The organism is Spirillospora sp. NPDC000708 (assembly GCF_040299565.1).
In the GTDB taxonomy this organism is placed as follows: Bacteria; Actinomycetota; Actinomycetes; order Streptosporangiales; family Streptosporangiaceae; genus Spirillospora.
Window position 1 is genome coordinate 1 of sequence record NZ_JBEPCJ010000132.1, and the last position, 21,660, is coordinate 21,660.

General features: G+C 72.0%; 22 protein-coding genes and 3 pseudogenes. 13 read left to right on the forward strand and 12 right to left on the reverse strand.

Annotation, left to right across the window (positions count from 1 at the left end; all coding sequences use genetic code 11):
- Window positions 1–49 precede the first annotated feature (49 nt).
- The 4 genes from ABT299_RS48270 to ABT299_RS48285 form a co-directional block, all read right to left on the reverse strand.
- The gene (locus ABT299_RS48270) at window positions 50–1,180 is read right to left on the reverse strand and encodes an ABC transporter substrate-binding protein (protein ID WP_500254937.1); all 1,131 of its coding nucleotides are present in this window, start codon (window positions 1,178–1,180) and stop codon (window positions 50–52) included.
- Between the two features lie 27 nt (window positions 1,181–1,207).
- On the reverse strand, window positions 1,208–2,083 hold the full coding sequence (locus ABT299_RS48275; protein ID WP_500254938.1) for an ABC transporter permease: 876 nt from the start codon (window positions 2,081–2,083) through the stop codon (window positions 1,208–1,210).
- Window positions 2,080–2,910 (reverse strand): ABC transporter ATP-binding protein, encoded by an 831-nt coding sequence (locus tag ABT299_RS48280; protein WP_190864087.1) that lies wholly within the window; start codon window positions 2,908–2,910, stop codon window positions 2,080–2,082. Before ABT299_RS48280 ends, ABT299_RS48275 begins: the two co-directional genes overlap by 4 nt.
- 89 nt (window positions 2,911–2,999) lie before the next feature.
- Window positions 3,000–4,325 (reverse strand): CaiB/BaiF CoA transferase family protein, encoded by a 1,326-nt coding sequence (locus tag ABT299_RS48285; protein WP_500254939.1) that lies wholly within the window; start codon window positions 4,323–4,325, stop codon window positions 3,000–3,002.
- A gap of 148 nt (window positions 4,326–4,473) precedes the next feature.
- Between ABT299_RS48285 and ABT299_RS48290 the strand changes: the two genes are divergently transcribed.
- Both ABT299_RS48290 and ABT299_RS48295 read left to right on the forward strand, forming a co-directional pair.
- Entirely contained in the window at window positions 4,474–5,430 is a 957-nt protein-coding gene (locus ABT299_RS48290; RefSeq protein ID WP_500254940.1) for an MBL fold metallo-hydrolase, read from the forward strand.
- Between the two features lie 52 nt (window positions 5,431–5,482).
- A complete protein-coding gene (locus ABT299_RS48295) occupies window positions 5,483–5,965 on the forward strand; it encodes a pyridoxamine 5'-phosphate oxidase family protein (RefSeq protein WP_500254941.1) in 483 nt (160 codons plus the stop codon).
- A gap of 59 nt (window positions 5,966–6,024) precedes the next feature.
- On the opposite strand, the gene ppk2 is transcribed toward ABT299_RS48295, so the two are convergent.
- Window positions 6,025–6,846: a polyphosphate kinase 2 gene (ppk2, locus tag ABT299_RS48300; protein ID WP_190864095.1), complete on the reverse strand. Its 822-nt coding sequence runs from the start codon at window positions 6,844–6,846 to the stop codon at window positions 6,025–6,027.
- Between the two features lie 569 nt (window positions 6,847–7,415).
- Between ppk2 and ABT299_RS48305 the strand changes: the two genes are divergently transcribed.
- Window positions 7,416–7,829, forward strand: coding sequence for a hypothetical protein (locus ABT299_RS48305; RefSeq protein ID WP_500254942.1), 414 nt, complete (start codon window positions 7,416–7,418; stop codon window positions 7,827–7,829).
- A gap of 83 nt (window positions 7,830–7,912) precedes the next feature.
- Here ABT299_RS48305 and ABT299_RS48310 read toward each other — a convergent pair whose 3' ends face one another.
- Window positions 7,913–8,611, reverse strand: coding sequence for a response regulator transcription factor (locus ABT299_RS48310; RefSeq protein WP_387031559.1), 699 nt, complete (start codon window positions 8,609–8,611; stop codon window positions 7,913–7,915).
- A 278-nt stretch (window positions 8,612–8,889) separates the two neighbouring features.
- On the opposite strand from ABT299_RS48310, the gene ABT299_RS48315 reads away from it, so the two are divergent.
- Window positions 8,890–9,459 (forward strand): DoxX family membrane protein, encoded by a 570-nt coding sequence (locus ABT299_RS48315; protein WP_500254943.1) that lies wholly within the window; start codon window positions 8,890–8,892, stop codon window positions 9,457–9,459.
- A 205-nt stretch (window positions 9,460–9,664) separates the two neighbouring features.
- Here the strand turns inward: ABT299_RS48315 and ABT299_RS48320 are convergent, their stop codons facing one another.
- Both ABT299_RS48320 and ABT299_RS48325 read right to left on the reverse strand, forming a co-directional pair.
- A complete protein-coding gene (locus tag ABT299_RS48320) occupies window positions 9,665–10,183 on the reverse strand; it encodes a DUF892 family protein (RefSeq protein ID WP_387031558.1) in 519 nt (172 codons plus the stop codon).
- Between the two features lie 157 nt (window positions 10,184–10,340).
- Window positions 10,341–11,732 (reverse strand): MFS transporter, encoded by a 1,392-nt coding sequence (locus ABT299_RS48325; protein ID WP_500254944.1) that lies wholly within the window; start codon window positions 11,730–11,732, stop codon window positions 10,341–10,343.
- 139 nt (window positions 11,733–11,871) lie between these two features.
- Here ABT299_RS48325 and ABT299_RS48330 point away from each other — a divergent pair, with 139 nt between their 5' ends.
- Entirely contained in the window at window positions 11,872–12,726 is an 855-nt protein-coding gene (locus ABT299_RS48330) for a helix-turn-helix domain-containing protein (RefSeq protein WP_500254945.1), read from the forward strand.
- 177 nt (window positions 12,727–12,903) lie between these two features.
- A complete protein-coding gene (locus tag ABT299_RS48335; RefSeq protein WP_500254946.1) occupies window positions 12,904–14,217 on the forward strand; it encodes an SGNH/GDSL hydrolase family protein in 1,314 nt (437 codons plus the stop codon).
- Window positions 14,218–14,297: 80 nt separating this feature from the next.
- On the opposite strand, the gene ABT299_RS48340 is transcribed toward ABT299_RS48335, so the two are convergent.
- Window positions 14,298–14,915, reverse strand: coding sequence for a TetR/AcrR family transcriptional regulator (locus ABT299_RS48340; protein ID WP_500254947.1), 618 nt, complete (start codon window positions 14,913–14,915; stop codon window positions 14,298–14,300).
- A 117-nt stretch (window positions 14,916–15,032) separates the two neighbouring features.
- On the opposite strand from ABT299_RS48340, the gene ABT299_RS48345 reads away from it, so the two are divergent.
- The 4 genes and pseudogenes from ABT299_RS48345 (at window position 15,033) to ABT299_RS48360 (ending at window position 17,679) form a co-directional block, all read left to right on the forward strand.
- Window positions 15,033–15,767 (forward strand): hypothetical protein, encoded by a 735-nt coding sequence (locus tag ABT299_RS48345; RefSeq protein ID WP_500254948.1) that lies wholly within the window; start codon window positions 15,033–15,035, stop codon window positions 15,765–15,767.
- A 531-nt stretch (window positions 15,768–16,298) separates the two neighbouring features.
- Window positions 16,299–16,757: a PaaI family thioesterase gene (locus ABT299_RS48350; RefSeq protein WP_206700214.1), complete on the forward strand. Its 459-nt coding sequence runs from the start codon at window positions 16,299–16,301 to the stop codon at window positions 16,755–16,757.
- Window positions 16,758–16,903: 146 nt separating this feature from the next.
- Window positions 16,904–17,254, forward strand: a pseudogene (locus tag ABT299_RS48355) (VOC family protein); the annotation flags it as partial.
- Window positions 17,152–17,679 (forward strand): VOC family protein, encoded by a 528-nt coding sequence (locus ABT299_RS48360; RefSeq protein ID WP_500254953.1) that lies wholly within the window; start codon window positions 17,152–17,154, stop codon window positions 17,677–17,679. The pseudogene ABT299_RS48355 and the gene ABT299_RS48360, both read left to right, overlap by 103 nt.
- Window positions 17,680–17,695: 16 nt before the next feature.
- On the opposite strand, the gene ABT299_RS48365 is transcribed toward ABT299_RS48360, so the two are convergent.
- A complete protein-coding gene (locus ABT299_RS48365; protein WP_500254949.1) occupies window positions 17,696–18,265 on the reverse strand; it encodes an amidohydrolase family protein in 570 nt (189 codons plus the stop codon).
- 22 nt (window positions 18,266–18,287) lie between these two features.
- Between ABT299_RS48365 and ABT299_RS48370 the strand changes: the two are divergent.
- Both ABT299_RS48370 and ABT299_RS48375 read left to right on the forward strand, forming a co-directional pair.
- Window positions 18,288–19,070 (forward strand): annotated as a pseudogene (locus ABT299_RS48370) (aldehyde dehydrogenase family protein); the annotation flags it as partial.
- Window positions 19,071–19,143: 73 nt separating this feature from the next.
- Window positions 19,144–19,188, forward strand: a pseudogene (locus ABT299_RS48375) (hypothetical protein); the annotation flags it as partial.
- 70 nt (window positions 19,189–19,258) lie between these two features.
- On the opposite strand, the gene ABT299_RS48380 reads toward ABT299_RS48375, so the two are convergent.
- Complete coding sequence (locus ABT299_RS48380) at window positions 19,259–20,113, reverse strand: polysaccharide deacetylase family protein (protein WP_500254950.1); 855 nt, start codon at window positions 20,111–20,113, stop codon at window positions 19,259–19,261.
- Window positions 20,114–20,308: 195 nt separating this feature from the next.
- Here ABT299_RS48380 and ABT299_RS48385 point away from each other — a divergent pair, with 195 nt between their 5' ends.
- A complete protein-coding gene (locus ABT299_RS48385) occupies window positions 20,309–21,355 on the forward strand; it encodes a helix-turn-helix transcriptional regulator (protein WP_500254951.1) in 1,047 nt (348 codons plus the stop codon).
- A gap of 19 nt (window positions 21,356–21,374) precedes the next feature.
- On the opposite strand, the gene ABT299_RS48390 is transcribed toward ABT299_RS48385, so the two are convergent.
- The coding region (locus ABT299_RS48390) for a helix-turn-helix domain-containing protein (RefSeq protein ID WP_500254952.1) at window positions 21,375–21,660 on the reverse strand (286 nt) is incomplete at its 5' end.

Here is a 21,660-nt window from a genome sequence, read left to right on the forward strand (position 1 = left end):
GCCCCGGAACCGTCCTGCCGGTTCCGGGGCCGCTCCGTCCGTGCCCGGGTCAGGGTTTGTGGCCCACGGCCTCCTCATAGAAGGTGCGGTCGACGGCCTCGGACTCGGGCACCGTCTTCCCGAGTGCGCCGCCCTCGACGTACGCCTTCTGCAACCGGTCGGTCGTGCCCTTGCGGATCTCCCAGTCCCAGACCGGGGCCGGGACGGCGGTGAGCGCCTCCGGCTTGAGGCCGAGGCTCGACGCCAGCTCCCCGACGAACGCGGCGTTCTTCTTGTAGTCCCCGGTGAAGTAGGTGTTCACGATCCGGATCAGGGCGCGGACGAACGCGACGCCCGCGTCCGCGTTCTTGCGCAGCATCCCCGGCCCGTAGATCAGGCCGCCGAGCGGCTCGCCGAGGGGCTGGCCGCCGAGGAACTGGAACCCGGGCCTGCCGTCCACCTCCTTCCAGACCGGGTCGACCATCCACGCCGCGTCGACGCCGCCGTTCTTCAGCGCGGTCACCGTGTCGGCGGGCCCGGTGAGGCTGGTGAAGCGGACCTTCTTGAGGCTGGTGCCGTGCCGGCCGAGGACCTGGCTCATCGGATAGGTGATCACGCTGCCCTTGCCGATGAGCGTGCCGACCCGCGCGTCGCCGAGCCTGACGGCGGCGGGCGCGGCGCCCTTCGGCGCGCGGGCCCAGAGCCCGGACTTGGACTGCGGGCTGGAGGAGTAGTTGCCGAGCACCCAGCGCAGTTCGAACCTCTGCTGGAGGCCGTTGAAGAACGCCGCCTCGGGCGCGGACCACATCGCGTCGAGGTCGCCCTTGGCCAGCAGCGGGATCGAGTCGGCGACCCCGAGCTGCTTGAACTCCACCTCCAGGTTCTCCTTGGCGAACTCGCCCTTGGCGATGCCGAGCCGCAGCGGGGCCACGAACTCGGCCGATCCGGTGCTGGCCGAGATCGTGATCCTGGTCTTCTTCGCCAGCGGCCGGGGCGCGGGCGCGCCGGGCTTGCAGCGGGCCGGGGCGCGGTCGGGCGCCAGGTCGGCTGGATCGCTCCAAGCCGCCGCGTCGCAGCCCGCCACCGGAGTGATCGGGCGCGCCTTGCGCGGGGCGCCGGAGTCGGCGGCGCCCTTCGCGCCGCACGCGCCGGCGGCGAGCGTCACCGCGGCGACGATGGGAACGAACAGGGGAAGTCTCATGGTGTCCTCCGGTGCCGAAGCGCCTGGTCAGGTACGGACGCGGTCACGGTCACCGGGCGCCCAGGGGGTCAGCCGCCGGCCGAGGAAGCGGATGATCTCGGAGAAGATCACGCCGAGCACCGCGACGCAGACGATGCCGACGTACATCACGTCGTTCTGGAACAGCGCCCGCGAATTGAAGATGAGGTAGCCCAGCCCGTCGGTCGCGGCGACGAACTCCGAGGCCACGATGACCAGGACGGACACGCCCGCCGCGATCCGGGCGCCGACCATGATCTGGGGCAGCGCGCCGGGCAGCAGCACGTGCCGGAACATCTGCCACCGGCCCGCCCCGAAGACCTCGCCCGCCTCGCGGTAGCCCTCCGGGACGGCCAGGAACGCCGACATCGTGGAGATCCACACGAAGAAGAAGACGGTGGTGGCGACCAGCGCGAGCTGCGGCCCCTCGCCGAGGCCGAACATGTTGAGGAAGATCGGCAGCAGCGCCAGCTTCGGCACCACGTACAGCGCGTCGAGCAGGGGCTCCAGCGCGGCGCGCACCGTCCGCGAGGTGCCCATCACCAGGCCGAGCAGCACGCCGACGCCGGTGCCGAGCAGGAAGCCGAGGACGACCCGGCGGCTCGTCGCCCAGACGTCCGGCCAGAGCCTGCCGTCCACGGCGAGGTCCCACCCGTTGGCGACGATGGTGGACGGCGAGGGGTACAGCCGCGCGTCGATCCAGCCGCGGTCCGCGGCGAGCTGCCACAGCCCGACGAGGACGACCGGGACGGCGATCGCCAGCCCGAGCTCCAGCGTGCGCCGGCGGGTCGCGGCGGCCGCCGGGGACCGCTCGGCGGGTCCCGGCTCGCGCACGATGATCCGCTCCTCGGCCGCGGCCGGCCGCAGGGTTCGCTGTTCGGTCATTCTCCGCCACCTCCGGCCGGTTCGATCTCGCCCCGCAGCAGGTCCCACAGCTCGGCCTTCAGTTCGGCGCACTCGGGGGAGTGCCGGACGTCCCCGCTGCGCGGGCGGCCGAACGGGGGCGTGCGCTCGGCAAGGACGCGGCCGGGACGGGCGCTCATCACCAGCACCCGGTCACCGAGGACGATGGCCTCCTCCAGGCTGTGCGTGATGAACAGCACGGTGCGCCGGTCCGCCTCGCAGATCGCCAGCAGCTCCTCCTGCAGGATGGTGCGCAGCTGGGCGTCGAGAGCCGCGAACGGCTCGTCCATCAGCAGGATCTCCGGCTCGACGGCGAGCGCGCGGGCGATCGACACCCGCTGCCGCATGCCGCCCGACAGCGAGGCGGGGTAGGCGTCGGCGAAGTCCGTCAGCCCCATCCGGGAGAGCCAGTCGCGGGCCCGCCGGGTCGCCTCCTTGCGCGGGACGCCCTGGACGTCCAGCCCGAAGCGGACGTTGCCGAGGACGGTCTTCCAGGGGTAGATGCCGTAGTCCTGGAAGATCATCGCGGCCGGGTGCCGGGCGGTGGCGCGGATCTCCAGGCGTCCGGCGCTCGGCCGCAGCAGCCCGGCGACCAGCCGCAGGAACGTCGACTTGCCGCAACCGGACGGCCCCACCACGCAGCAGAACTCGCCCGCCGCGATGTCGAGGTCGACCGGCCCCAGAGCGTGCACGTCCGCGCGGCCGCGGCGGAACCGGCGCTCGACCCCGGTCGCGTGGATGGCGGCGGGTGGTGGCTCCGAATCGTGCCGGGGGATCGTAGAACTCGTTCTGTTTCGGGCGAGTTCCATGGTCTCACCTCCAAGGACGCAGTGGAAGCGACAATATGATGGGGCGTCAGATTTGTGCAATAGGCAACATCGGCCGTCTCCCGGCGCGGTCAGCCGCCCTCCGCGCCGGAACCCGGCCCGGCGGGACCCGGCCCTGCGCCGCCCGCCCCCTCCGCCTTCTCCGCCCCGTCCGGCGAGCCCAGCGCGCCCGACTCGCGCAGCCGCGCGATCGCCGGCGGACCGTAGCCGAGCACCTCGCGCAGGATCTCCTCCGTGTGCTCGCCCAGGGCGGGCGCGCGGGCCGGGATCCGGCGCTCCTCGCCGACGAACCTGATCGGGCTCGGCAGCTGGTCGGTGCCGAGCCGCTCGGCCGGCAACCAGGGCAGGCGCTCCTGGAACTGCGGGTCGTCGGCCAGCGTCCGGGGCGTGTTCACCGGCGCGATCGGCACGTTGTGCTCGCCGCCGAACGCGATCCACTCGGCGCTGCCGCGACCGGCGAAGATCTTCGTCAGCTCGTCGCGCAGCACGGTGTCGCCGACGGCGTGGTCGGCGTAGCGCGAGCCGGGGTGCCGCTCGAACAGGTCGGGGCGGCCGACGGCGGTGCAGAAGTTGCGCCAGAGCTCCCGTTCGGAGGCCATGAGCAGGATGTGGCCGTCCGCCGTGGCGTAGAACTGGTACCGCACGCCGTCGCGCATGCCGGCCGTCCCCGGCTCGCGGCGCCGGAACCCGTCGGCGCTGTTGCCGGTGACCTCGCTCTCGGGCCGCTCGTAGGCCCGCCAGGTCTCGCTGCGCAGCCAGTCCATCGACGCGGCCGCGTCCGACTGGGCGACCTCCAGGCGGCCCCCGGTGCCCGCGGCCCGTGCCCGGATGACCGCGGCGAGGATGCCGAGGGCGGCGAACAGCGGCCCGGCGTTGATGCCCGTCGAGGGGTGCTCGGGGATCGCCCAGTGGCCGTCCGCGGTCGGTTCCGGGCGGACGAGCCCGGCCCAGGTGTCGAAGGCGACGCCGTGGCTCGGCAGGTCGCGGTACGGGCCGGTCTCGCCGTACCCGGAGATGCCGCAGAACACCAGCCGCGGGTTGACCTGCGCGAGCTCTTTGGGCCCGACGCCCCGGCGTTCCAGGCCGCCCGGCCGCATCGCCTCCACGACGACGTCCGCGCCCCTGGCGAGGTCGAGGAACACCTCCCGGCCCTCGGCGGTGCGCAGGTCGAGCACGATGCTGCGCTTGCCGCGACTGATGTGCAGGTGCATCAGCGACACCCCTGAGACGAGCGGCCAGGTCGTCTCGCGGAGGTAGTCGCCGCGCGGCGGCTCGACCTTGATCACGTCGGCGCCGAGGTCGGCCAGGTGGGTGGTGGCGGCGCCGGGCCCGAGCATCGACGCCTCGACGATCCGGATCCCGGCGAGCGGCGCGCCGGGCGGGGTGTGAGCTTCCATCGGGATCTTGCCTCCGCGAGCCGACCGGACGGGCGGCCGAGGGCCGCCCGTTTCTGACTAGCCGTCAGATTAGTGCCGGGGAACCCGAACTGAAAGCCCGTCAGATCACTGTCCCGGCTCGACCCCGGCCAGCCGTTAGGGTCACCCCATGAAGCCGCGGTTCGGTCGCCCCGACATCTCCCGCTACGCCGACCGGTTCGACGTGCCGGGAGCCGGCGAGGGTCTCTCGGTCACCTTCCTGGGGGTCTCCACCCTCCTCTTCGCGGACGGGGCCTCCGCCGTCATGACCGACGGGTTCTTCTCCCGCCCGTCGCCGGCGGCGGTGGGGCTGCGGCGCATCGCCCCGGACCGCCGCCGCATCGACGCCGCCCTCACGCGGGCCGGCGTGGCCGCGCTCGACGCGGTCGTGCCCGTGCACACCCACTTCGACCACGCCATGGACTCGGCGGTGGTCGCCGCCCGCACCGGGGCGCGGCTGGTCGGCGGCCCGTCCGCCGCCCACGTCGGACGCGGCGGCGGCCTCCCCGACGACGAGATCGTCCGGGCCGCGCCCGGCGAACCGATCACCTGCGGGGCCTTCACCCTCACCCTGGTCGAATCCAGGCACTGCCCGCCCGACCGGTACCCCGGCTCGATCACGGGCCCCGTCGCCCCGCCCGTCAGGGCGTCGGCCTACCGGTGCGGCGACGCGTGGTCCCTGCTCCTGCGGCACGCCGGCGGCCGTACCGCCCTCGTCCAGGGGAGCGCGGGCTTCGTCCCGGGAGCCCTGGAAGGACGATCCGCCGATGTCGCCTACCTCGGCGTCGGCCAGCTCGGCCTCCAGGACGAGGAGTACGTCCGGGCCTACTGGAAGGAGACGGTCGAGGCTGTGGGGGCGCGCAGGGTCGTCCTCGTCCACTGGGACGACTTCTTCCGGCCGCTCGACAAGCCGCTGCGCGCCCTGCCCCGTCTCGGCGACGACCTCGACGCCACGATGCGGATCATCGGCCCGCTGGCCGCCGAGCAGGGCGTCCCGCTGCACTTTCCCACCGTTTGGCGGCGCGAGGACCCCTGGTCGGGCCTGCCCGGCGGCGATCGCCGCCCGGCGCGCCATGAGCGTCCATGAGTCGGGACCTTAGGCCCTGACCGGGCCCGCGCGGGCCGAGCATGGTGGAGGAATGCAACTCGATCGCAGTGGTCTGGAGATCCTCGGTCCCGACGAGTGCCGGGATTTGCTGCGGCACGCCGAGGTCGGCCGGATCGTCTTCACCCACAACGCCCTGCCGGCGATCCAACCGGTCAACTACGTCCTGGACGGCGACGACGTCGTGTTCCGGACGTCGCGGACCTCCCGGCTGGCCACCGCTGCGAGCGGCGCCATCGTCGCCTTCGAGATCGACGCGTTCGACGCCGGCGCGCGGACCGGCTGGTCGGTGGTCGCGATCGGCCCGGCGCGCCGCGTCTCCGCGCCCGGCGAGATCGCCGCGCTGGAGAGGCTCGACCTGCGCGCCTGGGCGCCGGGGCAGCGCGACCAGTTCGTCCGGCTGCGTCCGGAGATGCTCTCCGGACGTCGCATACCGGGCGAGAACGGTGTCGCCTCGCACGACGCGGCCATGGCCCTCGGGCTGCACCCCGGCGACAACGGCTCGGCGCTCATCTGACGCTGGGAAGCGCCTGCTCCGCCGTGCGACCAGCGGTCAGCGGCCGGTACGACCAGCGGTCAGCGGCCGGTGCCCAAGGTCGCGGAGTGGTCGGGGACCTGCGTCTGCATCTCCCGCGGCGACCGCTCGTAGCCCTTCGGGGCGGGACGCGGGGGCAGTTCCAGAGGCGGGCGTTCCACCTCGTGGTAGGGGATCGTCGACAGCAGGTGGGCGATCATGTTGATCCGCGCCCGCCGCTTGTCCTCGCTCTCCACGACGTACCACGGCGCCTCGGGGATGTCGGTGTGGACGAACATCTCGTCCTTGGCGCGCGAGTAGTCCTCCCACCTGGTGATCGACTCCAGGTCCATGGCGGACAGCTTCCATCGCCGCATCGGGTCCTCCAGCCGGCTGCGGAAGCGCCGCTCCTGCTCGGCGTCGCTGACCGAGAACCAGTACTTGCGCAGCAGGACGCCGTCCTCGACGAGCAGCCGCTCGAAGATCGGGCACTGGTGGAGGAAGCGCGTGTACTCCTGCTGGGTGCAGAAGCCCATGACCCGCTCGACGCCCGCCCGGTTGTACCAGGACCGGTCGAACAGCACGATCTCGCCGGCGGCGGGCAGGTGCTCGACGTAGCGCTGGAAGTACCACTGGGTGCGCTCGCGGTCGGTCGGCGCGGGCAGCGCCACGATCCGGGCCACGCGCGGGTTGAGGTACTCGGTGACCCGCTTGATCGTGCTGCCCTTGCCGGCCGCGTCCCGCCCCTCGAACACCACGACGACGCGGGCGCCCTCGGCACGCACCCACTCCTGCAGCGTCACCAGCTCCGTCTGGAGCCGAGCCAGCTCCCGCTCGTAGACGTCGCGGGGCAGCCGCTTGACCTTGCCCGACGCCTTGCCCATGGCGGCCTCCCGTCTCGACGTGCCCGGCCAAGTAGATCATGGTGCGCCGGGGCCGGCGATCTCAAGGAGGGGCGGTGGCCGCCGTCGTGCTCGTCTCGTCAGTCGTTCTGCTGCCACAGGTCGGGCCCGAAGACCTCGTAGTGGATGCGCTCGTCGCTCACACCGGCCTGCAGCAGGCCGTGCCGGACGTCCCGCATGAACGCGATGGGGCCGCACAGGTAGGCGCGCGGCGGGGGAGCGGTCGGCGTGGAGGGCGATGACTCGGCGTTCCGGGTGCGTCGCGGCGAGATGGTCCAGCATCGCGGCGATCGGCGTGATCCCGATTCCGCCGCTGACCAGGACCAGGGGGTCGGAGCCGTCGTCCAGGACGACGTCGCCGAACGGTGCCCCGACCAGAAGCTCGTCGCCGGTCTTCAGGGTGCGGTGCAGGTGAGTCGAGACCGCTCCGTCGGGGGGCTTCGGCGACGCCGCGCCGGCGCCCGATCGGCCGCGAACTTCGGGACCTTCGTCGCGCGGACCGGGACCTCCCGCCCTACTGGGGCTCGGCCCGTCGCCGGGATCGTGGAGGCATGAGCGCCACCGCCGTGGATACGACCACCCTTGAGGACGTCCTACGAGAACGTCATCGCCGCTGCCTGCCCGCCCTCGCCCGGTTGAAGCTCCTCGCCCGGAACGGCAAGGGCACCGGAACCGACGTCCGCGCCGCCACCACCGAAGTGCTCAGCGAACTGGACGCCGCCGAGGCGGTCCTGCTCGACGCGTTCTCGGGCAGCGTCCGGCGCGAAGCCCTCGCGCACTTCCTCGCCTGCCGCGTCAACCGCCTGACGATCGTCGCCGAGCACGCCGCCGCGACCGCGGACGCCGGTGATCTCCCCGTACTGCGCCGCCTGCTCTACCAGTTCCACGCTCTGGCCGAGGCGATGTGGAAGGTCCAGCTGGGCTTGCGGATCCGGAACCCGCGCTCCATCGCCGGCAGGACCTGAGGCTCGTCACGGGGTGTCAGGGACCGGACAGGGACCGGAGCCCGACATTCTTCGTCTCGCCGGCCGGGGTGCGGCGCGGCCGTTCACCTGTGGTGGCGGTGGTTCTTGTCGGTGTCGGCTTTGAGTTGGGCTGCGAGGGCGGCGGCTTGGGTGCGGCGGCTCATGCCGAGTTTGGTGAAGATACTGGAGATGTAGTTCTTGACGGTTTTTTCGGCGAGGAAGAGGCGTTCGCCGATCTGGCGGTTGGTGAGTCCCTCGCCGATGAGTTCGAGGATGTGGCGTTCTTGGTCGGTGAGGTCTTTGAGGGGGTCTTGTTTTTCTTGGCGGGCGCGGATGCGTTGGAGCATGCGGGCGGTGCTGCGGGGGTCCAGGAGGGATTGGCCGGAGGCGACGGTGCGGACGGCGCCGACCAGGTCCGAGCCGTGGATCTGTTTGAGGACGTAGCCGGCGGCGCCGGCCATGACGGCTTCGAACAGGGCGTCCTCGTCGTCGAAGGAGGTGAGCATGAGGCACGCCAGCTCCGGCATCTGCGAGCGGATCTCGCGGCACACCTCGACGCCGTCGCCGTCGGGGAGGCGGACGTCCAGGACGGCGACGTCGGGCCGGGCGGCGGGGATGCGCGCAAGGGCGTGTTCGGCGGTTCCGGCCTCGCCGACGATCTCGATGTCGTCCTCGGCGGACAGCAGGGCGGCGACCCCGCGGCGGACGACCTCGTGGTCGTCCAGCAGGAACACTCGGATCGTCCTCGTGCCCCGCGCGTTCTGGTCGTCCGACCCCGTCATAGTGATCGTTCCCTCGAGTCAGTGGTGATGACACGCACGCTACCCCGCCAGAGGGCCGCCTCACAGGCACCGGAAGTCCCGCGATCATCGGGACGAACGTCCCGCCGGCCACGAAGGTCCATGGCCGGAGAACAGAAATCCAGCGGCCGTGGAAACGGCCGGGAAGCGGGACTTAGGTCCCGTCGATCATGCGCCGAACGGTCCTACAGCGCGTGTTTGCCGAGGTGTTGAGTTCGGGGTGGATAGAGAAAAGGCGATGCGATGGAAGGTGAGACGCGATGGCGGTCTCCGAGCACAAGATGAGCACCCGGCACGGGCACCACGCGCTGGTGCGGGTGGTGACCCCCAAGCCGCTGACCGAGTCGCCTGCGGCCCGGTACGTGTGGGCGGTCGCGCGGCTGGCCCTGGGCTGGGTGTTCCTGTGGGCGTTCCTGGACAAGCTGTTCGGGCTGGGGCATGAGACCCCGGCCGCCAAGGCGTGGACCAAGGGCGGCAGCCCGACCGAGGGGTTCCTGAAGTTCTCTCCGAAGGGCCCGTTCGCCGGGTTCTACCACGACATCGCCGGCGCGGCCTGGGCCGACTGGCTGTTCATGATCGGGCTCGCCGGAGTCGGTGCCGCCCTGGTCCTGGGGATCGGCATGCGGATCGCGGCGGTGGGCGGCGCGGCGCTGCTGGTCATGATGTGGTCGGCGGTCCTGCCCCCGGCCAACAACCTGTTCATGGACGACCACCTGATCTACGCGGTCGTGATCATCGGCCTGGCCCTGGTCAGCGCCGGCGACACCCTCGGCCTGGGCCGCTGGTGGGCCAAGATCCCCCTGGTCGAGCGCCTCCCGATCCTCAAGTGACCCGACAAGCGAAGACCGTCGAGAGGCGCTCACCCCGGGTGAGCGCCTCTCGACGTGGGCTTTCGGCCCCCTCCGGGCGGCGCATTGCGGCGGCTCCTCGATGAAGACCACATCGTGGTCAAGAACGCGCAAGAAATGGTTGGTTCGTCTTTCCTGCCACGACATCTCGGATGCACGCGTACCGGTATTGCCCGGGGCCTTGCCGTCACGGGTCGCTTCCGTGGTGCCGAGGGCGGCCGAAACCGTGACCGCGAAGGGCGACCTCCAAGGCGAGATCCCAATTGCCGGCCAACTGGTCGGCTATCTCATGGCCGTCGTCGCACATCCCACCGGCGACCCGTGCGGTCTCCAAGTCCCCGGCGCGTTCGGCCAGGCGCCGCAGCAGCTCGCCCGCCGCGATCTGCAGATGCACGGCGGAGTAGGCGTCGCGCTGGTACTTCGCGGCACCCGCGCGGTGCCCCGGACCGAACGCCGCTTCCGCGACCGACGCGAACAGCATTCCGGCGTCCTTCACGATGGACGGGGAAGCGCCATGGGCGTGCAATCTCTCCTCGATCGCCCTGTTATAGAAGTGGGCGCGCTCGGCGAAGTGGCCGAGCGGACGGCACAGCTCCGGCTCGTCCGCCACCGTCGTCAGGGCCTCGCTCAGCACCGCCTGCACGTGCTGCTCCAGCGCGTGCACGTCTTTGAGCGCGAAGACGAGTTGCCGGTCAAGGCCGGTCATCGGCGCCTCCTCATCGCTCGGTGTCGCCGGGACGGGCGCTTTCCCGTCCGGAGGCCGCTGACCAATTCGACGTGCCCGCCGGGATTCGCGTGCAAACACCACCGAACTCGCGGGCGATTCCTTTCAGGGAGAATCGATCGCCTTCCGTTTGGCGAGGTCATTTGACGTTCTTGGCGAGGGTGCGGTCGACGGCGGTGACGGCCAGGAGCGCCAGCGCGACGACCGTCAGGACGGCGGCGAGGTGGTGGAGCCCGGCGTCGGTGGCGCGGCGGCCGTAGGCGAGGCCGATCATGCCGGCGGACGTGATCGCCCCCAGGTACATGAACGTGCGGAGGAGCCCGGCGGCCGCACCGGTCTGCTCGGCGGGCGCCTGGGCGTACATGGCGGCCTGGTTGGTGACGATGTTGAGGCCGTTCTGCACGCCGAACACGACGCTGACGAGCAGCAACGCCCACAGCGGGGTCCGGTGGTCGAGGAGGAGCAGACCGCCGCAGCCGAGGCTCAGCGCCGCCGCTCCGGCGACCAGGGACGGCCAGACGCGGCGCCGGGCGGCGAACGCGGAGACGGCGGTGGCCACGACGAACGACGGCAACATCAGCAGCCCCGCGGCCGACGCCGAGCGGCCGGTGGCCTGCTCCAGCCACAGCGTCCACCCGTAGACGAAGCAGTAGGTCACCAGCATCGTCACGCCATAGCGGACGTAGGTGGTGGTGAGCGCGCGATTGTGCGCCAGCATCCGCAGATCGATGAACGGCGCGCGAGCGCGCAGTTCCCAGGCGGTGAGCGCGGCCAGTAAGGCGAGGGACGTGCCGAGCAGCCACCAGCGGGGATCGCCCAGGTCCATCAGGAACACCAGCAGCGCGGTGAGAGCGGCGGTGAACAGCAGCACGCCGGCCGGATCGAGTGCGCGCCACAGCGAGGCGCCGGTGTCGCGCGGGCCGTCCTTGGGGAGCCAGGCCAGCGCGGCGGCCATGCCGGCGGCCGCGAGCGGGACGTTCACCAGGAACGTCATCCGCCAGCCGCCGGCGGCGATCAGCAGCCCGCCCAGCGGCGGGCCCACCGCCATGCTCACCTGCCCGGCGATGGCCAGGGCGCTGAGCACGCCGCCCGGGGTGCCGCCGTCCAGCCGCTCCGCCCGGCGGCGCACCATCGCCATCGCGGCCGGGTAGGCCGCCGAGGTCCCCAGACCTATGACCACGCGGGCGACGACCAGGGCGGGCAGCGACCAGCCCAGGCAGCCGAGCAGCCCGCCCGCGCCGACCAGGGCCGTGCCGGCGAGGTAGACGCGGCGGGGGCCGAGCCGGTCGGCCAGGCGGCCCATGGTGGGCTGCCCTACGGCGGTGGCCAGGTACAGCGCCGAGACGAGCCAGGTGGTCCGGTCGGCGCCGGCACCGAACGCCTCCCCGATCGCCACCAGCGCGACGGCGATGACGGACGAGTTGATCGGGTTCAGCACCGAGCCGAGCGACACCGCGGTGACGAACCGCCCGCCGAAGACCCGCCGCTGCTCCGCCCCGCCAGAGGGCGGGACGACCTCTGTACTGATCATCAGAGCGACTCCTCGGGAGAAGTTCGAAGCATCGAAGACGGATCCACGGTGCTCCCGGGCGCCTCCCGGTTGAAGGCGGTGGTGTTCCTGGCAGTGACACGGCCACCCACGCGGAACGGGCGGCTGGCACACTGGGCGCGTGCCCTCCAGCAGCGCGCTCGGCGACTACCTGCGCGCCCGCCGCGCCCGGTTGCGCCCCACGGACGTGGGCCTGCCCGCCGGCCCGGGCCTGCGCCGCACCCCCGGCCTACGCCGGGAGGAACTCGCCGCGCTGGCCGGAGTGAGCATCGACTACTACATCCGCCTGGAACAGGGGAAAGAGACCAACCCCAGCCCGGCCGTCCTGGACGCGCTGGCGCGCGCGCTGCGGCTGGACACCGAGGAGCAGGCGCACCTGCTCGCGCTCGCCGACCATGCCGCAGGACGCGTCCCGCCCGCCCGGTCCCCGGTTCCCGAACGTCCCGTCGTCCGCACCGGGGTGCTGCGGATGCTGGAGCAGCTCCGTCCGTGCCCCGCCTACGCCCTCAGCCGGACGAGCGACATCCTCGCGGCCAATCCCGAAGGGCTCGCGCTGTTCGCGGGAATGGACGAGTGGCCGCCGGAACGCCGCAACACCATCCGCTACGTCTTCCTGCATCCCGCCGCCCGCAGCCTGCTCGCCGACTGGGACAAGGCGGCCAGCACGAGCGCCGCGCAACTGCGCAGTCTGACCGCCACCGACCCCGATGACCCGGCTCTGACCGCGCTCATAGACGAGCTCAACGGCGCGGACCCCGAGTTCGCCGCGCTGTGGAAACGGCACGACGTCCACGCCCGGCGCGGCGACCGCAAGACCTTCCACCACCCGCGCGTCGGCACCTTCACCCTCGACTTCGAGGTCCTCCACCTGGACGCCGACCGCCAGCGCATGTCGGTCTACCAGGCCGAACCGGGAACCCCCGACCACGACGCCATGGTCCTGCTCTCCCTCAGCACCAGCGACGCCCGAACCTGAGCCGGCGGCCCCGGCGGCGCGTCGCGTGGACGAACCCCGCCGGGCCGGTGCCTTCCCGGGCTCGCGGCGCGAACGGGCGGCCGAGCGCGGAGTCCGCACGGGTAGGGGCAGCCATACCCGAAAGAGTGTTGCTCGCCGTGATGCGGGCGCAGGCCCCTGACCGGTGGGATCGACGGCATGGACCTTCCTCTCTCCGGAACCCGGCTCGTCAAGATCGTTGTGGCCGTACCGGTCGTCGCCGCGTTGGCGGCCGCCGGCATCGCGGCCGCCCCGACGTCCCATCACGTGGTCTCCGCACGGTCGAACGAGGCCGCCGCGGCGAACACACGGTGGACGAGCGGCTGGGGCGCGGCCGCGCAGGCACCCGTCGCGGGCAACGAGGACTCCGGGCCGAACTGGTCGACGCGGGGGTTCGCCGACCAGACCGTGCGGCAGGTCGTGCGGGTCGGGATCGGCGGCACCCGGATCCGCGTCCGGCTGTCGAACGCCTTCGGGACGAAGCCGCTGCGGATCGCGGGCGCGACCGCCGGCAGATCCGCCGGGCGCGCCGTGGCGTGGCCCAAGACCATCACCCCGGTCACCTTCTCCCATGCCGCGACGGCGGTGATCCCTCCCGGAAAGGAGCTCGTCAGCGACCCGATCGCGCTGTCCACGTCACCGCTAGAACGCCTCGCGATCTCCCTGCGCCTCACCGCTCCGACCGGCCCCGCCACCTTCCACCGCTTCGCCCAGACCGATTCGTTCCTTGCTTCCGGCGGCCACCTGAACGACGTCGGCGCGGACGCCTTCAAGGAGGCGACGTCCTCCTGGTACTACCTCACCGGCGTCGAGGTGTCGGGCGCACCGGCGCGCGGCTCGGTGGTCGTCTTCGGGGACTCCCTGGTCGACGGGGTCGGAGCCACCAAGGAAGCGGACGCCCGGTTCCCCGACGACCTCCAGGAACGGCTCATCGCCTCCCGCCGCCCGCTCGGAGTCGTCAACGCGGGCATCGGATCGAACAAGCTCCTGAACAGCTCGCCCTGCGGCGGCGAGAAGGGGACCTCCCGGTTCGCCCGGGACGTCCTCGGCCGCCCCGGCGTCCGCACCGTGATCGTCCACCTGGGGGCGAACGACATCGGCGCACCGCAGGTGGACGATCCCTGCGTGCGCCCCAACCCGCAGGTGACCGCGCGGCAGCTGATCGACGGCCACCGGGCCCTGATCCGCGCCGCCCACACCCACGGCGTCAAGGCCGTCGGCATGACGGTTCTCCCGATGAAGGGCGCCCTGTTTCCCCTGTGGACACCGAAGGCGGAACAGCTCCGCCAAGAGCTGAACCATTGGATCCGCACCAGCCATGAGTACGACGCCGTCATCGACGCCGACCGTGCGATGTCCGACCCGGCCGACCGGGAAATGCCCCGCCCCGGCTACGTCTTCATGGACGGTCTCCACCCCAACGACGCCGGCTACCAGGCCATAGCGAACGCGATCGACCTGGCGGCCCTGTGAGCGCCATATCGCCGGATCGCCCTTGGGGAGCCCTGCGGCGAGACCGGCCGCCCCGGCCGCGAACGCCGAGAGGACGCGGCTCAGCCCCAATTGCGCGGCGGGACGAGCTCCTGCGGGATCAGCAGCCGCTCCATCAGCACATGCAGATGCTCGCGGAAGGAGGCGACGACCTCGGGATCGTCCGGGCTCCGCATCCCCTTGGAGCGCTCGAGCACGCCCGATCCCAGATAGCCGTGCACGCACCAGACCATGGTGCCGAGCAGGTAATAGGCGTTGACGTCCGGCGGCACCACATCGCGGATCTTGCGCGCGGCCATCGTCAGCAAGGGGCGCGCGTACCGATCCTCGAGTTCGGAGATGTCCGCGGCGTCCGCGACCCAGCGATGCGCCCACAGCGCGCGGACCTGCGGATGCGTCAGGTGGAAGTCCAGATAGGCGTCGACGATCTGGTGCAGGGCCCGCTGCCCGGGCTCCGCGCGGGACACGACGGCCTCCATCATGCGGTGCTCGCTCTCGAACGCCTGGCGTGTCACCTCCAGGTAGACGGCGCGCTTGTCGCCCGCGACCTCGTTGATCGTCGTGGAGCTGGTGCCCAGGGCGTCCGCGATCAGGTTCAGGGAGACCCCGTCGTATCCCAGCTCGCCGAACAGCCGGGTCGCGATGTCGATGACCTGCTGGTGTGTGACGGCACTGGCCATATCGTCACGGTACGTAGAGACGCCAAAAGCAGAGCGTCGCCACTGGTAAGGGTGGTGTCAAGTCGAGTGTCCGCCTTCCCGGCGCCGGGTATCCGCGCAGGCTCTAGGGTCGGCGGGATGTCCGAGCGATTCGACGTCGTCGGCGAGGTGGCGGCCGCCTGCCGCGATCGCGCCCAGGCATGGCGCTTCCTGCGCGGGTTCGCCGCCGCATGGTCGACCCCCCTCACCGGCGACGACGGCCGGTACCGGGACGAACTGGCCGCCGCAGAGCAACGGCTCGGGACGCCGTTGCCGGAGGCGCTGAAAGAAGCGCTCGCACTGCTCGGCGGACGCGAGGACCTCACCAGCAACCAGGACTGCCTCCTCCGCCCTGACCAGCTGCACTACGACGACACCGGCCGGGCCCTCGTCTGGCGGCTGGAGAACCAGGGCGTGGCCCGGTGGGGCGTCCCCGTCGAAGACCTCCGCCTGCCGGACCCGCCGGTGATCTTCCAGCTCGACGGCACCTACTCCGCGCCCGAACCATGGCGGCCGTTCCTCGACCGCTTCTCCGTCGCCTGCGTCGAGATGGTGCTGTACGAGGCCCTGTTCGGCTCCGACGGCGACGACCACGACAACCGGGAGGCGGGCGACGCCGATCCCGGCATCATCGAGCGCCGCTACACCCGCCTCGCCGTTCCCGACTACCCAATGTGGGCCGACCCCGAAGGCCCGCCGGCCCGCTGGTTCCACGGCCGCGACGCGCTGATCTGCGACCACGCCGGAGCCTGGATCTGGGTCCGGACGCGAACCCCCGAAGCGCTCCGAGCCGTGCGCGACACCCTCCCCGGCGACTGGCACATGCAGCCCTGACCGCCACCCCTCCACGGCGACGGTCATGCACCCCAGACGCCGGTGCGACTCCCTGGCAAGACCAGCCCCGGCGCGAGGTCGCCGCGCGCGGCATCGAGCCGAATGAGAGGTCCCCGCCCATGAAGTCGACCTTCGAACCCCTCGCCCGCGGCGAACCGTCTTTGCGCACCGTCGTGAGGGCACGGGGCTTCGCTGCCTCCCGTCCTTGCGCACCGTCGCGGAGACATGGGTCTTTGCCGACTCCCGTCCTTGCGCACCGTCGCGAGGACATGGGGCTTCGCCGCCTCGAACCGCGCCCGCACCGAGGCGGCCAAGTTCGGGCGCCTCCTCCGAGAACCGCCCCCTGTCGCCATCCGGCCACCCACGCAGCCGCCACCGACAGTCCGACAGTCCGCCACCGACAGTCCGCCGCCGGAACCGATACGACGACTCTCCGGGAGCTTGCGGGGCCAACCGGGTCGAACGGGCTGTAGCGTCCAAGATCGATACGGGGGCCCCAATGCCGGCTCGTGATGTCCGCCGAGGAGAACGTTGAAAGATCAGATGGAGCAGGACCAGGCCGACGCCGAGGTTCGGGCGCGCATCCAGGCCAGTTTCGACCGCCAGGGACTGATGGGGCATCTCGGCGCCCGCCTGACCCATATCGGGCCGGGACGCGTGAGCATCAGCCTGCCCGCCCGTCCCGAGGTGACCCAGCAGAACGGGTACTTCCACGCCGGAGCCACCAGCGCCATCGCCGACACCGCCGGCGGCTACGCGGCGTTCACGCTGTTCCCCGAGGGGACGTCCGTGCTGACCGTCGAGTACAAGATCAACCTTCTGGCGCCCGCCGAGGGGGAGCGCATCGAGGCTGAGGGGACGGTCCTCAGGCCCGGACGGACGCTGACGGTGTGCCGGCTGGAGGTGTTCGCGGTCCGCGACGAGCGGCGCAAGCTCGTCGCGGCCGGCCAGCAGACCCTGATCTGCGTGGAGGGACGGCCCGACCAGTGAGGCGCCGGACGCCCGGCCGGTGACCCGAGCCCGGTGAGGTCGACTCGGGGCATTCTTTGTGGATCCGAAGGCAAGGTTGTTCGATCACATGACGCTGATGCGCCTAGCGTGACTGGCATGTGCGCTCTGACCCGGTGCGAACGCTCATGAGCCAGGACGTCCACGGCACGCAGTCGTGGATCGATCTGGGCAGCCCCGACCTTCAGGCTTCGAAGGCGTTTTACCGCGGCCTGTTCGGCTGGGGTTCCTACACGCTGACGTTCGACGAGTTCGGCGACTACGAGATCTTCACCGAGCCCTCCTCCGACGAGGGGATCGCCGGGGTCACGGCCTTGGCCGACGACACCCAGTCGCCGTCGTGGACCTGCACTTTCAGGGTCGACGACGTCGACGCGTGCGTGCGGACCGTCGAGGCGGCGGGCGGCCGGCTGCTCGTGGACCCCACCCAGGTCGACGGCCTGGCGCGGATAGCGCAGTTCGCGGATCCGCAGGGTGCGGAGTTCGGCGTCTGGCAGCCGGTGCGCTCCGACGGGCAGGCCCCGATCGGCGAGCGTTCGGCCGCCCGCTTCGTCGAGCTGGCCTGCCGCGACGGCGCGGAGGAGCACTTCTACCGGCGGGTCTTCGGCTGGTCGATGACGGAGGCGGACGGTCGTTTCGCCACCCGCTGGACGGTCGGGGGCCGGCTCGTCGCGACCGCGGTCGCCGCGGACGGCGACGGGCCCGCCGCCCCCACCCGCAGTGGTCCCCGTACTTCGAGGTCGCCGACTGCGACGCCGCCACCGCCCGGGCCGTGGAGCTCGGCGCCCGGATGAGGTCGGCGCCGGCCGACACCGACCTCGGCCGGTTCTCGGTTCTCACCGACCCGACGGGCGTGCGCTTCGCCGTCATCACCGCGGGCGGCTCGCAACCACCTCGCGCGTGACCGGCCGGGCGGCTGCTCAGCCCGCCTCGGCGTCGTGGCGGAAGACCCTGCCGCCCTTCATGACGAACCGGACGTCCTCGATCACGCCGATGTCGGAGAGCGGGTCGCCGGGGACGGCGATGACGTCGGCGACGAGGCCGTCCTCCAGGCGGCCGCGGTCGGCGGCGTCGATGAGGTCGGCGGCGACCGTGGTCGCGGAGCGGAGCGCCTGGAGCGGCGCCATGCCGCGCTCGACCAGCGCGAGCAGCTCCTTGGCGTTCTTGCCGTGCGGGATCGCGGGGGCGTCGGTGCCGCAGGCGACCTTGACGCCCTCGGCGATGGCCTTGCTGATCGTCGCCCTGGACCCGGGGAACACCTCGGCCGCCTTCGCCCGCGGTTCGGGGGCGGCCCGGGACACGTCCATCCCGTCGGCGAGGTAGGTGGTCGCCACCAGGAAGGTGCCGCGCTCGACCATCGGGTCGAAGGTGGCGTCGCTCGCGAGGGAGCCGTGCTCGATGCAGGCGATGCCAGCCTCGATCGCGTTGCGGATGGCGCCGTCGCCCATGCAGTGGGCCGCGACCTTGAGGCCGGCGGTGCACGAGATCATCGCCGAGGCGGGCGCGCCGCGCATGCTGACGCACGGCGCCCAGCTCGACGAACCCCTGGACCTCGACCACGCGGCCCTGCTGCGCGACCATCCGCTGACCGAGGACCTCGGGCACGCCGAGTACCAGGGGCAGCGGCACCATCGCTGGGTGGAGAAGGAGGCCGCCGGGGTCGTCGCCGCGATCACCCCGTACAACTTCCCCGTCCAGCTGGCACTGGTGAAGCTGGCGCCCGCGCTGGCGGCGGGCTGCACGGTGGTGCTGAAGGGCGCGCCGGACACGCCGCTGGTGACGCTGGCGCTGGGCCGGCTGCTCGCCGAGCACACCGACATCCCGGCCGACGTGGTCAACGTCCTCACCTCCTCGCGGGTCGAGGTCGGCGCGGCGCTCACCACGCATTCGGAGGTGGACGTCGTCAGCTTCACCGGTTCGTCGGCGATCGGCCGCGGCATCCTCTCCGCGGCCGGCGGCACGATCAAGCGGGTCCGGCTGGAACTGGGCGGCAAGTCCGCGCTGATCATGCTGGACGACGCCGACCTCCGCGCCGCCTCCATGAACGCCGCGTTCGGCATCTGCCTGCACGCGGGCCAGGCCTGCGCGCTGAACTCCCGCCTGCTGGTGCCGCGCGCCCGGCACGACGAGGTCGTCGAGCGCGTCGCCCGCTACCTCGGCAAGGTCGCCTACGGGGACCCGCGCGATCCGAAGACGTACATGGGGCCGTTGATCAGCGAGCGGCAGCGGGAGAAGGTGGACGGGATGGTGCGGCGCGCCGTGAAGGAGGGCGCGAAGCTGGTGACCGGCGGCGAGAAAGTCGATCCGGGGCTACACCCCGACCTTGCTGAGCGGTGTGGACCCCGACAGCGAGATCGCGCAGGAAGAGGTGTTCGGGCCGGTCCTCGCCGTCATCCCCTACGACGACGATGACGACGCCGTCCGCATCGCCAACAACTCCGCCTACGGCCTCTCCGGAACGGGCTTCACCGGTCATCGCCCGGTCAGGCGGTCGTGGCGGCGTAGTGCTCGGCGATCTCATCGCTCGTCGTCAACCACACGCCCGGGTGGCCGGCGATGTACTTCAGCGCCTGGTCGAGGTACTTGGCGCGGAACGCCTGGCCGATGACGAACGGGTGCAGCGCCAGCGCCATGACGCGCCCGCTGTCGGCGGACTCGGCGTACAGCTGGTCGAACTGGTCGGTGACCATCCGGACGAACGCATCGCCGCTCATGCCGTGCATCGTGAAGATGCCCAGATCGTTGAGTTCGAGCGAGTACGGCACGCTCAGCATGCCCGGGACGTTCAGCCGGTACGGCTGGTCGTCGTTGGTCCAGTCCAGCACGTAGTCCAGGCCGAGCTCGGCCAGCAGGGACGGCGTCCGGAACGTCTCCGTCAGCGCGGGGCCCAGCCAGCCGCGCGGACGCCGCCCGGTGGCCCTCTCGATGGTCTCCACCACGGCCGTCAGGTAGCCGCGCTCGTCGTCGACGTCGGCCTGGAGCGTGGAGTTGTTCTTGCCGTGGGCGAGCCAGGCCCAGCCGCGGGCGTTGCCCGCCTGGACGATCTGCGGGTACCGCTCGCAGACGTCGGCGTTGAGCAGCACGCTCGCCCGGATCCCGTGCCGGTCGAGGACGTCCATCACGCGCCAGATCGCCACGCGCGGCCCGTAGTCGCGCCAGCCGTAGTTCAAAGGGTCGGGCACCAGCGCGGCGGTCGCCTCATTGATGCTGGTGGAGGGCCGGTCGATCGTGAAGTGCTCCACGTTCAGCCCCACGTAGAAGGCGACCCGCGCGCCGTCCGGCCAGCTGATCGGCTCGCGCTCGACGATCGGGCTGTAATCGAACAGGGTGTTCTCCATCGGTTCCCTTCCGGATTGCCGTGCGGCCCCGTCGGGCTCGTTCGGACAATGAAGGTAGGGAGCCCGGGAACGCCGCCAGGAGGGCCGAAGGCGCCATCTGGAGGGTCGAAGGCGCCACCCCCCGTTGCGGCCCGCCTGCGCACTCGGTATGTCTTGTCTCAACCACATCGTCCCTATCTGGGAGATAGGCCGCCCATGGCGAACAGCGCAGTACCGGACCGGCCGGTGATCGACGTCGCGAAGGGCACGGTCTCGCCGCATCTGACCCGCCTGCTGGTGCGGGCGGGCATGGCGGCCGGTCTGGACCGATCGCGACTCGCCGGACTTCCCGGGCTCGCCGTACTGGACGACGAGGGAATCCGCATTCCCACCGGGACCATCCTGCGGATCTGGGAAATGCTGTCCCGCCTCCCATGGGGCGCGCGCGGCGGCGACCGGGTCATGGAGCTGTGGCAGCCGGGCGCGCTGGGCGTATGGGACTACCTCTTCCCCGTTTCCGGCACCCTGGAGGAGGGGGCCCGCGCCGCCGCCCGCCACTTCACGGCCATCGCCGACCCTCCCGACGAACTGCGCGTCACCCGCGACGGCGGCGGGCTGACGGTCAGCTGGCGCGGCCCCTACCGCGACCTTCCCGAGTACCCGCTGATCGCGGAGTTCGTCCCGCACATGCTGCTCATGGTGGCGAGCTCGGCGGCCGGGCGGCGGCTCGCACCGCTGCGCGTCGGCCTCCCGGACCTCGCGTCCATCGCGTCCGGGCGTTCGGCCGAGCTGTACGACACCGAACGCGTCATCGACGCCGACCACCCGTCGGTCACCTTCGCCGAAGCCGACATCGCCGTCCCGCTGCCGCGGGCGGACCCCGCGCTCGCCGCGATCCTGGACCGGCACGCGCGGCTGTCCACCGAGGCCGCCCGGGCCGGGCTGGGCTGGCTCGACCGGTTCCTCACCGTCCTGGAATCCGCGGTCGCCGACGGCCCTCCGGGGCTGGACCAGGTGGCCCGCCGGCTGGGCATGAGTCCACGGACCCTCCAGCGCCGCCTGAACAAGGAAGGCACGAGCTGGCGGGAAGAGCTGGAGCGGCTCCGGCGGCGCCGGGTGGACCGGCTGCTGCGGGAGACGTCGCTGAGCGTGGACTCGATCGCGACACGGGTCGGTTTCACCGACTCCCGGGCCCTGCGGCGCGCCATCCGCCGCTGGTACGGCCACGGGCCCGCGGTCATCCGCGGGAGCGGCCCGTCGTAGCGCCCGTCCTCCGGCGGCGTCACGGCTCGCGGCGCAGCAGCGCGGGCAGGTCGGCGCGGCCCGTGACGCCGAGCTTGGCCGAGGCCCGGTACAGGTGGCCCTCCACGGTGCGGACCGACAGGACGAGCCGCTCGGCGATCTGCCGGTTGGTCAGCCCGGCGCCGGCCAGCGCGACGATCTCCCGTTCGCGCGGGGTGAGCGGCGGCGGCAGCGCGGTCGCGGCGAGCGCGGGCGTCCGCGCGCCCTGGCACGCCTTCGCCAGCGAGTGCGCCCGTGCCGCCCCGGCCGCCGCCGGACCCCGGCGC